The 13,525-nt window shown below is 65.4% G+C and carries 12 protein-coding genes; 5 read left to right on the top strand and 7 right to left on the bottom strand.

The features are described 5' to 3' along the window. Positions 1-11 precede the first annotated feature (11 nt). From E4P29_RS00255 to E4P29_RS00270, 4 genes are all read right to left on the bottom strand, one after another. Entirely contained in the window at positions 12-695 is a 684-nt protein-coding gene (locus E4P29_RS00255) for a haloacid dehalogenase type II (RefSeq protein WP_245154086.1), read from the bottom strand. Beyond that, positions 692-2,470 (bottom strand): ABC transporter family substrate-binding protein, encoded by a 1,779-nt coding sequence (locus E4P29_RS00260; protein WP_135041818.1) that lies wholly within the window; start codon positions 2,468-2,470, stop codon positions 692-694. Before E4P29_RS00260 ends, E4P29_RS00255 begins: the two co-directional genes overlap by 4 nt. A 103-nt stretch (positions 2,471-2,573) precedes the next feature. Next, on the bottom strand, positions 2,574-4,511 hold the full coding sequence (gene typA, locus E4P29_RS00265; protein ID WP_032365354.1) for a translational GTPase TypA: 1,938 nt from the start codon (positions 4,509-4,511) through the stop codon (positions 2,574-2,576). Positions 4,512-4,828: 317 nt separating this feature from the next. Next, positions 4,829-5,254 carry a (deoxy)nucleoside triphosphate pyrophosphohydrolase gene (locus E4P29_RS00270; protein WP_135040941.1) on the bottom strand — a complete coding sequence of 142 codons (426 nt, stop codon included), beginning with the start codon at positions 5,252-5,254 and terminating at the stop codon, positions 4,829-4,831. A 14-nt stretch (positions 5,255-5,268) separates the two neighbouring features. On the opposite strand from E4P29_RS00270, the gene E4P29_RS00275 reads away from it, so the two are divergent. After that, entirely contained in the window at positions 5,269-5,550 is a 282-nt protein-coding gene (locus tag E4P29_RS00275) for a 4a-hydroxytetrahydrobiopterin dehydratase (protein ID WP_135040943.1), read from the top strand. Here E4P29_RS00275 and E4P29_RS00280 read toward each other — a convergent pair. Next, positions 5,495-6,712 carry a mannosyltransferase gene (locus E4P29_RS00280; RefSeq protein WP_135040945.1) on the bottom strand — a complete coding sequence of 406 codons (1,218 nt, stop codon included), beginning with the start codon at positions 6,710-6,712 and terminating at the stop codon, positions 5,495-5,497. The two genes, E4P29_RS00275 and E4P29_RS00280, sit on opposite strands and share 56 nt — an antisense overlap. A gap of 301 nt (positions 6,713-7,013) precedes the next feature. On the opposite strand from E4P29_RS00280, the gene E4P29_RS00285 reads away from it, so the two are divergent. Continuing rightward, positions 7,014-7,874, top strand: a complete 861-nt coding sequence (locus E4P29_RS00285; RefSeq protein WP_167735360.1) for a hypothetical protein — start codon at positions 7,014-7,016, stop codon at positions 7,872-7,874. Positions 7,875-7,979: 105 nt separating this feature from the next. Here the strand turns inward: E4P29_RS00285 and E4P29_RS00290 are convergent, their stop codons facing one another. Then, a complete protein-coding gene (locus E4P29_RS00290) occupies positions 7,980-8,717 on the bottom strand; it encodes a DUF1906 domain-containing protein (RefSeq protein WP_135040947.1) in 738 nt (245 codons plus the stop codon). 239 nt (positions 8,718-8,956) lie between these two features. Between E4P29_RS00290 and E4P29_RS00295 the strand changes: the two genes are divergently transcribed. Continuing rightward, positions 8,957-9,535 carry a TerD family protein gene (locus E4P29_RS00295; RefSeq protein WP_027498097.1) on the top strand — a complete coding sequence of 193 codons (579 nt, stop codon included), beginning with the start codon at positions 8,957-8,959 and terminating at the stop codon, positions 9,533-9,535. 123 nt (positions 9,536-9,658) lie between these two features. After that, positions 9,659-10,480: a hypothetical protein gene (locus E4P29_RS00300; RefSeq protein WP_135040949.1), complete on the top strand. Its 822-nt coding sequence runs from the start codon at positions 9,659-9,661 to the stop codon at positions 10,478-10,480. 62 nt (positions 10,481-10,542) lie between these two features. Here E4P29_RS00300 and E4P29_RS00305 read toward each other — a convergent pair whose 3' ends face one another. Next, positions 10,543-11,913, bottom strand: coding sequence for a sialidase family protein (locus tag E4P29_RS00305; RefSeq protein ID WP_135040951.1), 1,371 nt, complete (start codon positions 11,911-11,913; stop codon positions 10,543-10,545). A gap of 190 nt (positions 11,914-12,103) precedes the next feature. Here E4P29_RS00305 and E4P29_RS00310 point away from each other — a divergent pair, with 190 nt between their 5' ends. Beyond that, the gene (locus E4P29_RS00310) at positions 12,104-13,471 is read left to right on the top strand and encodes a WS/DGAT domain-containing protein (RefSeq protein ID WP_135040954.1); all 1,368 of its coding nucleotides are present in this window, start codon (positions 12,104-12,106) and stop codon (positions 13,469-13,471) included. The last annotated feature ends 54 nt before the right edge of the window (positions 13,472-13,525 follow it).

Consider the following 13,525-nt stretch of genomic DNA (forward strand, 5'->3'; position numbering starts at 1 on the left):
CGGGCAGCCGGTCATCGGTCGCCGAGCATTCGCGCCACATCCGGTAACGACTGCGCTGTCACATCGGCAGGAACGAAATGCTCGGGATAGGGACGGTTCTGACGATCGAGCCACGCGGTCGACAGGCCGGCCCGGTGCGCACCGTCGATATCCCAGGGGTGCACGGCCACCAGCATCGCGTCGGCGGGTTCGACACCGCACTGCTCGAGTGCATAGCGGTAGGCGTCGCCGTGCGGCTTCCACCGTCCGGCGTCCTCGACCGAAAGCAGCGACTCGAACTCGCTCCGCACGCCGGCACGCTCGAGCAGAGTCTGCGCGAGCGAAGCGGACCCGTTGCTGAGAGTGATCATCCGAACGCCAAGCGCTGCAAGAGCATTCACTCCGGCTACGACATCGGGATGCACCTCGAGCTCGGCCAAACCGGCCATGATGTGGTCCACTGCATCGCCCAACTCGCGATCGATCGAAGCATCGGACAGCAACGACTGAAGCACACCGGAACCGACCTCGGCGAACGGCCGAGCAGTACCCGCGACCGCGAGCGCGAACCCGTCGCGCAGTACGCCTGCGAACCACGTCGAAAACAGGTGCTCGTCCGCTCCGACGTCAGCGAATCGCGCCGCCAAGGGAGCCATGTCGGACAACGTCTCGTTCACGTCGAAGATGATCACCCGAGGCAAGCGCACGGTGCTCACCGAACCGTCCGCATCCACTTCGCGGCATCGGCGAAGATGCCGACCTCCACCGGCCCGGTCAACGAGACGCCGGTGATACCCGGAACCGCGGCCACTACCGACTGGTCCTGCATGATCGGCAGCGTCGACGCCAGCGACCACAGCTTGGGCTCGATCTCCTCGGTGACGACCGTCGGATCGACGCCGTTCACCAGGGCGCGGTCGATCGTCGGCTGCAATTCCGGCACACACAGACCGGACAGATTGCGCGGGGCTTCCACGCGATCGCTGCCCTGAGCCGGCTCGACCACACAGCCGAAGCGCGAGGCCAGGGCCGTCGCCGGGTCCACGCCCGCACTGGTCCACCCGACCACGGCGTCGACGCCGCCGTCGGTCAGCGCCGTCGAGTACAACTCGTCCGCGGGCAGCGGAGTGACGGTCGCGTCGATGCCGGCGCTGATGAGCTCGTCCGCGGCGGTGCCGGCCACGGCGAGTGCGATGTCGTCGTTCTCGACGGCACCGATGACGAATCGCAGCGCGGTGCCGCCGGCGTCTGCGAGTCGAGGCACTCCGGGAGCCGGCGCGCTCGTGGTCGGCGCGCTGGTGGTCGGCGGCGCAGCAGAGGTCGTGGATGCGCCCGCGCTCGGCGTCGAGGTCACGACGGCGTCGGGTGTCGGCACGAAGCCGGCGCGGCGAAGCAGGTCGAGGGCCGCGGTTCTGTCGATCGGGGCGGGTGCGGTGGCGGTGTAACCCGGGTCCGAGGGTGACGACAACTGCGCTGCTGCTCGGCGATCCGTCGCCCCGCCGCCGGCCCCTACTGTGGCCAGCAGGTTCGGGTCCAAAAGACCCATGATCCCCTGCCGCACGAGCGACTCCGACATGTTCGGGGCCCGGCCGTTCACGGTCATCGACAACACCCGCGATTGATGGATCGTGTCGGTGCGGACCCCGGGAATCGCCGAGAGTTGCGCGCGCGTCGCGGACCCACCGCGAACCTGTGCAATCTGCGCATCACTCGACCGCAACGAATCGGCCAACTGTGCTGGGGTGCCTCCGCGCCGAATCAGGATCTGGTCGGGCGAGGCCGGTTCGTCCCAGAAACGATCGTTGCGTTCCAGCAGAATCTCGTCCCGGCCCTGATCGACGGTCTTGATGTTGAACCGCGACCCGGAGACCGGCACGTTGTCGGTGAGGCCACCCTCGAATCCGCCGGGTGAGTCCTTGAGCAGGTGAGAGGGCACGAGGTCGGCGAACAATCGCTGCCACGCCGGATACGGCGACTCGAGGGTCACGTCGACGGTCTTCCCGCCGCCCGAGGAGGCGACATCGCTGATCAGTGCGTAACCGGCCGGATCGACGACGCCCGGCTGCGTGATCATCTGCTGCCAGAGGTAGCGGAAGTCCTCGGCCGCGATCGGTGCGCTGTCGGACCACTGGGCCTCGTTGCGCAACTGGTACCGGATGGTGAACGGAGACTGAGACGTCACTTCCGCAGAGATCAACAGCGACAGGTCAGGCTCCCACGTCGTCACGCCGGTGTCGGGGTTCATCGTGGGCCGGAACGGGCTGGGCAGCACGAGCGAACCGACCGCGGCGGTGGCGGGCGACTGGTCGGCCAGCAGGTGGGGGTTGAACCCGATGCCGACGTCGTCGATGGCCACGACGACAGGATCGCCGGTCTTCGACGGCACGGTCGTCGTGGTGACCGGAGTTTCGACGCTCTCGATCGGCGGCGGTGGATCCGCGGTGCATGCGGTGAGTACCAGAGCAGTGGCGGAGGCCAGAACCACCGGCATCAGTACGTTACGCAACGAGGATCTCCTTCGTGATCGGCTACAGGTACGGCAGAAGCGACGTCCCACGATGGTGACACGTCGCTTCTGCCGTACAGGATCTGTCTTACAGAGCAGCCTTGTCGCGCGTCTTGCTGCGCGAACGCTCACGGGCGCGCTCGTTGGAATCGAGGTGCACCTTGCGGACGCGGACGACCTCGGGAGTCACCTCGACACACTCGTCGCCTGCACAGAACTCCATGGCCATTTCCAGGTCCAGCTTCTTCGGCTTGGCCAGGGTTTCCATGACGTCGGCAGAGGACTGACGCATGTTGGTCAGCTTCTTCTCGCGGGTGACGTTGATGTCGAGGTCTTCCTGACGCGGGTTGATGCCCACGACCATGCCCTCGTACGTGTCAGCGCCCGGCTCGACGAAGAACGTGCCGCGGTCGGCCAGCTGGATCATCGCGAACGGGGTCACGGTGCCGTGACGGTCCGAGACGAGCGAGCCGGTGTGGCGGGCGCGGATCTCGCCGGCCCACGGCGCGTAACCGTGGAAGACGGCGTTGGCGATGCCGGTGCCGCGAGTGTCCGTGAGGAACTCGGTACGGAAACCGATCAGGCCACGCGAGGGAACGATGAATTCCATGCGAACCCAGCCTGCGCCGTGGTTCGTCATCTGGACCATCTTGCCCTTGCGTGCAGCGAGGAGCTGAGTGACGGCACCGAGGTACTCCTCCGGTGTGTCGACCATCAGCTCTTCGAAGGGCTCGTGCAGCTTGCCGTCGACCTGCTGGGTGACCACCTGGGGCTTGCCGACGGTGAGCTCGAAGCCTTCACGACGCATCTGCTCGACGAGGATGGCGAGCGCGAGCTCTCCACGACCCTGGACCTCCCACGCATCGGGGCGACCGATGTCGAGGACCTTGAGCGAGACGTTACCGATGAGCTCCTGGTCGAGGCGGCTCTTGACCATGCGCGAGGTGAGCTTGTGGCCGCTGACGCGTCCGACGAGCGGGCTCGTGTTGGTGCCGATGGTGACCGAGATGGCCGGCTGGTCGACGGTGATGCGGGGCAGAGCGACCGGGTTCTCCAGATCGGCGAGAGTGTCGCCGATCATGATGTCCGGGAAGCCCGCGACGGCGACGATGTCTCCTGCGACACCCTTCTCGCCGGGAACGCGCTCGACGCCGATGGTGTTGAGCAGCTCGGTGATCTTGGCCTTCTGGACGACGGGCTCGCCATCGACCTCACGCATCCAGCTGACGGTCTGGCCCTTGGAGAGCTGGCCGTTGTGGATACGAACCAGGGCGAGGCGGCCGAGGAAGGCCGACGCGTCGAGGTTGGTGACGTGTGCCTGCAGCGGCGCGTCGACGTTGCCCTTGGGCGCGGGGACGTAGCTGAGCAGAACCTCGAACAGCTCGTCGAGGTTCTCGGCGTCGGGAGCGTGTCCGTTCTGGGGCTGGACCTTCGAGGCCTTGCCCTCACGACCGGAGGCGTAGAGGACGGGGAGGTCGAGTGCGAGCTCGGCTGCCTCGGACGCTTCGTCGTCCAGATCGGACGCGAGATCGAGCAGCAGGTCGTGGCTCTCCGAGACGACCTCTTCGATACGTGCGTCGGGACGGTCGGTCTTGTTGACGACCAGGATCACCGGCAACGACGCGGCGAGCGCCTTGCGCAGCACGAAACGGGTCTGCGGCAGCGGGCCCTCGGACGCGTCGACGAGAAGGACGACGCCGTCGACCATGGACAGGCCGCGCTCGACCTCTCCGCCGAAGTCGGCGTGACCGGGGGTGTCGATCACGTTGATGACGGTGATGGTGCCGTCGGCATTGCGCTTGTGAACGGCCGTGTTCTTGGCCAGGATCGTGATGCCTTTTTCTTTTTCGAGGTCACCCGAGTCCATGACGCGGTCGATCGCTTCGGCACGTTCCTCGAACGCGCCGGACTGCCGAAGCATGGCGTCGACCAGGGTGGTCTTGCCATGGTCGACGTGTGCAACGATGGCGACGTTGCGAAATGTAGTGGTGCTGTCGATGTTGTCTGCACTGCTTGGGGCGCTCACGCGAAAAATTCTCCTGGAGTCGAATGCGGGCTCTTGTTCGCTAGCGGGCTTATGTCGCTAGAGAAGCGCGCTGCACCGCGAGGTTCTCGCGACTGATCGAGTTTACCCGTAGTTCGGCAGTGCCCCGCGCCACCCTCAGGTCTGTGACCTGCGCCACCCATTAGTCTTGGTGCTCATGGGCAAGGTAAAGGCCGTAGATGTCTCGGGGATGAAGCCCAAGAAAAAATGCTGCCGCAAGAAGGTTCGGTGCGTTACGTGCCCGGTCGTCATCATGCGAATGAAGAAGCTCGAATCGGCGGGCGCGACCAAGAAAGACCTCAAGAAAGGTCTGAAGACCGCTCGGGCGAAGTGAGCAGGATTTCTTGCAGGTCCGGCAGCCAGAGGCGGTCCGCATCGACCAGATCCACTGTCGGCAGCGTCTCGGCATCGACCCACCGCAGAGCCGAATGCTCCAGCGGCGCAGGGGTTCCCGAGACGATCGAGGCTCGATAGGCCCGCAGTACCATCCCACCGGAGAGCTCGACGTCTCCGCTGAGCGCGGCACCGATCGAACATTCGACTCCCAGTTCCTCGCGCAGTTCGCGCGCCAGCGCGGCGTCCTCGGACTCCCCCGGCTCGACCTTGCCGCCGGGCAGCTCCCACCGGCCGGCCAGCTCCGGTGGACGGGTTCGTTGCGCGAGCAGCAGACGGCCGTCCTCGATCAACGCGGCTGCGACAACCACAGCGGTAGGGGTACCGGACATGCCACCATCTTTCTATGACCGAACTGCTGACCGACCGCGATATCGACGACGCCCAGCTCGCCGACTGGACGGTGAAGGAAAAATCCTTGACTCGCACCGTCGAACTGACGTCGTTTCCCGCCGCGATCGAGTTGGTGAACCGCGTGGCCGACGCCGCGGAGGAGGCGGACCATCACCCCGACATCGACATCAGGTGGCGAACGCTGACGTTCACGCTGTCCACGCACAGCGCCGGCGGTCTCACACAGAAGGATGTGGATCTGGCGCGTCGGATCGACGCACTGATTGCGAATTGATGCGTCCCGCATAGGCGACCCAGCCGAGGAACAGAGCAGATCCGATCACGTCAACGGCACCGGCCCAGGCCTCGAGCCCGGGACGGGGAATGGTCCAGATCGATTCCTGGAAGAAGCTCAGCAACCAGGGCACCCCCACCGTGACCGTCACCAGCCAGTATCCCGCGACGAGCTTGGCTCCGGCGATATCGCGCAACGGCCCGTGCACCAGCCAGATCACCATCGGAATCACCCAGATCCAGTGATGGGACCACGAGATAGGCGACACCAACAGGCCCAGGAGTTGGACGATGACCAGGGTTCCCAGGTGGTCGCGGCGATCGAGTGCTCGCCATGCCAGCACAGCGAGAACCGCGGCGATCACCGCGGCGGCGATCCACAGCGGTCCCTGGCCGACGTCATCGCCCACGATCCGGCTCAGGGCTCCGCGCAGAGACTGATTCCAGACCGAGCCGACGGGGCCGATGCGCTTCGCATCGCCAAGCAGAGTAGTGAAGTACGTCGCCGCCTGATGCCCCAGCGCCGCGAAGCTGACAGCGACCGTGAGCGCGAATGCCACCGCCGAGAACGCCGCGGCCTTCCATCGCCGAGTCGCGAGGAAGTACAGGCCCGTGATGGCCGGTGTGAGCTTGATGCCCGCGGCGAAGCCGACGAGGCCGCCCGCCACCCACCAGCGCGAGCTGCGTACCGCGAGTAGCGCCAGCAGCACCAGGAACACGTTGACCTGGCCGTAGTCGAGGGTGGTGCGTACGGGTTCGAACCACAGCCCCAGCGCGGTCCACAGCATGGCGATTCGCACCCATCGCGGTTCGGCGGCTCGGTCGTCGCCGAGCACCATCGACAGCGCCAGCCGCACCACCGCGAACAACGCGGCCATGGTCGCGGCCTGCCAAACGACGCCGACCACAGAGAAGGGCAGGTAGTGCAGCGGAAAGAACAGCAGAGCGGCGAACGGCGGGTACGTGAACGGAAGCGGGAAGTCCGGGGTCTGTGTCGAGTACGTGTAGTCGTACAGGTTGTCGCCGAGCAGCGCAGCGGAGCCTTCGACGTAGACGTGCAGGTCGACGAGGTTCATACCGTTGGGAGTGACGAACGCCCAGACGAATCGGCTGATCACCGAGACTGCCAGCAGAACGGGGGCCAGCCGAACAAGTCGGTTCACGATGCGTGTGGTTCCGTTCGGTATCGATGCCGTTTATCGACAGCCGAGCTTATAGGGCAGTCGATACCTACCCTAACCGCGTCGATCCGCTCGTAACATTTACATCACCTTTCACACTGGTCACTCGTGTAACACGCTATTGTTCGATTCTGCGGAGAATTCGCAGCGCGTGGCCCATAGAATCCTCGTTGGAGTTCAGCCGGGGAGGACTGGACCTACTACGGCTGTACATCCGGGATCGCTCTACATAGAGTGACCCCTCGGGCACCGGCTGTCGCCGTGGACCTGCGTCATGATCAGAATGGGGAACATAACCGTGCTTCGTACTCGCGGAACGCGTCGCGTCGTCACAGCTCTGGCTGTGGCCGCAGCCGCCGCACTCGTTGTGCCGACCAGCGCATCCGCTCAGCCTCTGGTGCCCATGGCTCCGGCAGATCTGCCGGCTGCTCCGGCCGATCCCGCCGCGCTGATCGCCCAGTTCCTGCCTGCTCCCGGTGAACCCTTGCCCAACCTCTCCGACATCGAGGCACTCGCGTCCTTCGCGCCGGCCATCGTCGGTGCAGCTGCAGGCCCGGCCGATGTCGGTGCCGCTCCCGCAGCAGATCTGCTCGGCCAGGCTCGCGCGCTCCTCGAAACCGCGCAGCTTCCGGAGCAGGTCAAGTCACTGCTGGAATCGGTCATCACCTTCCTGGACGGATCCGGCGGCGGCGGGCCCGAGCTGCCCGCCGATGGCCCCGTCATTGCGCAGTTCCTGTACCCGACCCTGGGCAAGGGCTGCATCTCCGACACTGCGGATTCCGTCGGGACCGCATTGGCCGTTCCCGGACCGGCCACGTTGCCGCCCCCCGGACCGGCGGCAGGCCAGGCCGGTTTCGTGTTCACCGCCCTCGGTACCGCGCCTCTCGCCGCGCAGCAGTCTGCTCCGCTCACCGTGACGTGGCTCAACATCGACAACCGCCGATCGGGAACGCAGGACCTGACCGGCGCAGCCAAGATCAACGCCGACGGCCCCGCGACGTTGTCGGCCATCGCCGACACCGGCCCCGGTCGCGTGCTGTCCGTCGTGTCCGGATCGATCACCACTCAGTCCAAGGAAGACGCCGCAGCGCCGCCGCGCAGCTGCAACTTCCTGCCGACCATCGGCACGGTCTACGTTCCGTAGTTCACGAGACCACAACAATTCGCCCCCGGCTTCATCGAAGCCGGGGGCGAATGGTTTTCGTGCTTATCGGCCGGAGAAAAGACCGCCGAATTACACGAATGGTATTCAGACGATGTCGGCACCGGATTTCGACCACTGGCCGTAATCGGACTTCAGAATATTGTTGATATCCACTTTCACTCCACCCACCGTGTCCTTGTCGATACGAATCTGGTGAATGTGCGCCGCGGGATGCACGAACCCCTTCGGGGTCCCCCAATTGTGCTGCCAATACCACTGACCCAGTCCTGCGACGGACGCCAATTCGATGGTCGGAGAATTTGCGTAGATACCGGTGTTCTCCGCTCCGATCACCGACTGCCACCCCAGGATGTACGGCGCGATGAGGGTAGCGAACTCGACGGCTGTCGGGTTGTCGTCGATCGATGCGTAGATCGGCCGATCGGACGGGCCACCGGCCGCCAGATGGAGCTCGAGTCCACGTTTCGCATGCTTGACGCCCGCCACGTACCCGCCTCGCCAATCCGCGGTGGCACCCTTACCGAACTGATAGTTGGAGACCACCTCCAGGCCGGCCTCGGTGAGGGACTGCGCCTCCGACGCGGTCATCGGCTTGCCGACCATCCAGGTCGCGTCGGGACGCCGATCCGAGACGTAGCGGACAGCTCCCAGATGGCCTGCGCTCTTGATGGCCGACGCCGACGGCACCCCTCCCGCGTAGTCGACGAGCGTTCCCAGCCCCGCGTCGGCATGAGCGGTGGCCGAGCCCAAGGCGGCCAGGCCGACGGCGGCTGCGGAGCCGGCCGCGGCGTACTTGAACAGTTCACGTCGCGAAACCTGCACAAAAATCTCCCATGCCGTTCGATTGCCACGGCGCGCCTACGTACCGAAGCGCGCCATCACTGCTACTTTTCGATGTTTTGTCGTATCCCACCACAAACACATGTGCACCGCCAGCCCCACTGCTCACACCCCACCCGCATCCCTCGTCGTTCACACATGCAACTCCAGCACCGCGCCCGCAGTCATGAATAGGGTGGGGAGGACGAAGCACGAACGACGGCGTGAAGGAGTGGTTGGACATGGGCGTAACACTCGCCAAGGGCGGAAACGTCTCGCTGACGAAGGAAGCACCGAACTTGACGGCGGTCACCGTCGGACTGGGCTGGGACGTCCGCTCCACCACCGGCGGGGACTTCGACCTCGACGCGAGCGCGATCGGCCTCGGCACCGACAAGAAGGCGCTCAGCGACAACTACTTCGTCTTCTACAACAACCTGCGCTCCCCCGACGGGGCAATCGAGCACACCGGAGACAATCGCACCGGCGAGGGCGAAGGCGACGACGAAAGCATCGACGTGGACCTTGCAGCGCTGGCACCCGAGGTGGATTCCATTGCATTCCCGGTGTCGATTCACAACGCGGACGCGTTGGGACAGAACTTCGGCCAGGTCGTCAACGCCTTCATTCGGGTGGTCGACAAGTCCGACGGCCGCGAACTCGCGCGCTTCGATCTGAGCGAGGACGCGTCGACCGAGACTGCGATGGTCTTCGGCGAGTTGTACCGCCGCGGTGCCGAGTGGAAGTTTCGCGCAATCGGTCAGGGCTACGCGTCCGGCCTGGAGGGAATCGTGCGCGATTTCGGCATCGACGTCGGCTGACGCGAGGTGTGCGTGTCCGTCTCGATTGCACAACGGTCTACAGCTGAGCTTGTGACGTCCAGATGATGTGTGGTGATATCAGCGCACACGCAACATCAGCCACATAAGTCACAGGAGTCACACATGTCTCGTCGCCTCAGCCGTCTGGCGGGCGCGCTCGCGCTCTCCTGCGCGGCATTGCTCGCCGTTCCCGCCACTGCGGCAGCGGATCCGGCTCCCGCCGATCCGCTTGCCCGGGCGATCGCCGCATTGCAGGGGCAAGACGGTGCTTCGCTCGCCGCAGCGAATGCCATCGCCGACTCGCGCACCCCGGTTGCCGAGAACACCTCCGCAGACCCCTTCGCTGCCCTCGACGCGGCCAACAAGGCTCTCACCGACTTCGGCATCACGCCGTTCTTCTATCCGACCGCTGCGATCAACTGCGCCGCCACACCAGGTGCCCCGCTCGGAATCGTGCCGGGCGTCGCCGGTGGTGCCGGCGGACCGTGGCCGCAACTGAAGGCACCCGCCATCCCCACAATCCCAGGTGTGCCGCCCTTGCAAATTCCCGATCTCAATGCCGTCGACAAGGGCGAGACGATGTTCGCATTCGTTCCGGCCGGCATCGTCAACGACTCGGCCGACAAATCCGGCATGCAGGTGGCGTGGTTCAACGTCAACACCCTGCAGGGCGGCTTCGCCGACTTCGGCGGCCTGGTCACCACCCTCGCCCAGTCGATCCTCGACAACTCCGGAATCCCGGCCGAGTTGAAGGAAATGGCCCGACCACTCGTGGTCAACGCACTCAATGCGTTGCCCGCTGCCGGTGCACGCGCTGTCCCCGTGCAAACCGGATCGGGAACCGTCCTGGCCGCGGTGTTCGGCACCGTGAACCACAAGGCAATCGACGGCTCGGACAAGAGTTGCTTCTTCTTCCCGACGGTCGGCCTGGTGAACGTCGCCTGACGCAGGTCCAATCGAACGACCGAAAAGCCGTGCAGCTCCGCGCTGCACGGCTTTTCGCTGCATCAGGAGCGATCGATGCGGCCGAGCCGACCCAGAACCGCCTGCATCTCGGTGCGCCGCGCGCGTGCGGCCCAGGGGCGCAGGCGGTTCCGCCCTCGCATCTGCATGACCGCTCCGGTCACGAGATCTCCGTTGGGCGCGAACTGGACCCGCACCATCTCGTCGAGAGGTCGCCCGAAAACGGAGCCGGGGAAGCCTCGACGGAATCCGTGCGGGAACAGTGGGGCGTCGGGTTCGTTGTATTTCCCTCCGACGAAAACCGGCCCGGCAGTGCGGAAGTCGCGACTCTGTGCGATGAACCCGTGGAATGCGCGGCCGGCTTCACGCCCGTAGTAGGAAATTCCGACGCGCCCCGATCCGGTGGCGGTGATCGCACCGAACCGCGCACCTCGCACTCCAGGAGCGGACACCACGACGGGTCTCGACCAGCTGTTCGCGCCGTCGGAAGACCACGAAGCGTGCAGCAATCCGTCCCGGTCCGGCCACAGGGCGTACAGGGTGCCGTCGCAGTCGACGGCGACCGACTCCGGCAGCAGGTACCGAGAAGCGAACAGGAGAAGGTGAAACGGGTTGTGATACTTGGCGAGCGCCGATCCGGGGACTATGCGCACATCCCAGGTCAGGCCCTCGTCACGGCTGACCGCCACCGCGAAACGACGACCGTATCGGCCACCGATGTAGACCGTGCCGTCCGGGCCGACGACGCCGGTGCCGAAGGCGACGTAATCCGTACTGGGCAGTCCAGGAATGTTTTTCGGGTCGATGTCGAACCCGCCGGCTACCTCCCATTTGACCCCGCCGTCGTACGAACGCCAGATCACTTGGCGGGTGGCGTTGATCAGAGGTCGCACGCGGACGGCCAACGGTGTCGGAGCGGACAGGTACGTCACGCGAGCAGACGAGGGAGACGCGGCCGGTTGGGACACCCGCGGCCCGGCGAAGATCTTGGCACCTGTCCTGGCCTTCGATGCCACTCTTCGGAAGCGCCAGGTTCGGCCTCGGTCGTCGCTGATTCCGAGGTCGAAGCCCGATCGAAACATGCGCGTGGGTGTCGGGTCGACGCGTCCGGCGGCGAGGAACAGACGCTCGTCGGCCTCGTCGAAGTACATGTGTGCTCGGCGGCCGTTGTTCACCGCGCCGTCCGGGACAGATGCCCGCCAGGATTGTCCGAAATCGGAGGACTGCAGCACTCCCACGCCATCGACGGTGTATGCCGGGGCGAGGAATACCGTGTTGTCCGCGGCTGTCCCGAGGGTGCAAGCGGACGACCCGTATTCGGTGTAGGAGATGTCGGTGGCGTAGTCGGCCGATGCTGCCGCGATCGTCGAAAAGCGAAGACCTGCTCGATATCCCGACGCGACCCGCGGTGTCACGACACTCGCCCGCGGCGCGGGCGTCGTGATATCGGGGCGCGGTGGTGCATTGGATCAGGCTAGCGTCGATTCACACCGAAAACGCCGAGGCCGATACAGAAGTCCTGAGCCGAACGTCGTGACAGGTCACAGAACAAAACCGGTCTGTTTCGAGATCGTCGATCGGCGGCGCACGCCTTAAGCTTCCGGTGTGCCCTGTGCGTTCGCCGAATCCCTGTTGTCGGGCGCGGCGCGTCTTCACCCGGTCGATGCGCATGCGTACTGGATGGCATCGAAGGTCCCCAGCGACCAGTTCCTGCTGTACTGCTTCGACGGAGCGCGCGAACCACTGGAGTCCACGGTGCGACGGCTGCGCATTCGCAGCGCGGGTATCGAGGTGCTCGGTCTTCGAATCACAGAGGTTCCGTTCGGTCTCGAACGTCCGCACTGGACTGCGATGGACCCCGGCACGGACACGATCAGCGTTCACCCCGAACCCCGCACGTGGCAGGAATGTCTCGACGCTGTCGCGTTGTCGTTCGAGCGTCAGGTCGACCCGCGACACACGGTCTGGCATCTGCACCTGTATCCGAACGTATCGGGAGCTCCTGCGTGTGACGGGCCGAGTCTTGTTGCTGTTCTGCAACTGTCGCACGCAGCCGCGGACGGAACACTGGCCGCCCGAACTGCTCGCGAGCTGTTCGGTACACAACCCGTGTCCTCTCGGCCCGCTACACGGGCTGCGCCACCCGCACCCCTGACCGCCGCCGTCGCAGCTCTGGCTCTGCCGGTGCGAGTGGTGCGCATGGCTCGCGCCGGCATTCGGGCGCGACGCGACGCACTGCGATTGGAGGAACATACCGCGTCCGGCTCGGTCCCTCCTCCTGCACGTTCTCGCGCGCTGACGACTCTCGACGTTGCGCCTACGGACCGGACGGATCTGCGAACGATCGTGCTACCGAAGTCGGCTCTGCAGTTCGCCGACACCTCGATCACCGTCACTGCTCTGACCGCCATTTCCGTTGCACTACAACACTTTCTCGAGAATCCGGCCGATCTCGCCGCCGAGGTCACCGTGGCACGGTCGGCTGCAGTGGGCGCACGCAACAACTTCGGTAACGTCGGCGTCGGCCTGTTTCCCGCCGAACCGGACCTGCGGACTCGCAGCCGACTCGTGGCCGCAGACCTGACCGAGCGCAGAGTGCGAGCCGATCACCCGATGTCGTTGGCCGCCCGCGCATCTCAGGACAGGACAGAACATCACGTCCCGGCCTTCCTGGCGGCGTGGGGTGTCGCACAGTTCGATCCGACTGCGGTGCCACCGACCGTCACGGGCAACACGGTCGTATCCAGTGTTTCGCGCGGTACAGCAGACCTCACGCTCGGCGGTGGGCCCGTTCGTTTCACGGCAGGCTTCCCCGCTCTCTCCCCTGCCATGAGCCTCACGCACGGCGTGCACGGTATCGGAGACACCGTCACGATCAGCGTCACGTCCAACCGAGCGGCCGTGCCGGATCCGGACCGCTACGAGAGACTTCTGCGCGATGCCCTGAAAGACGTACGTGCCGCACTGAGCTGAACAGTTGAATGCCAGACAGTTCTCAGCATTTGTCGGGCCTGCAGCTCAGGTTCG

The sequence above is a fragment of the Rhodococcus sp. 1R11 genome, from assembly GCF_004563845.1.
GTDB lineage: Bacteria > Actinomycetota > Actinomycetes > Mycobacteriales > Mycobacteriaceae > Rhodococcoides.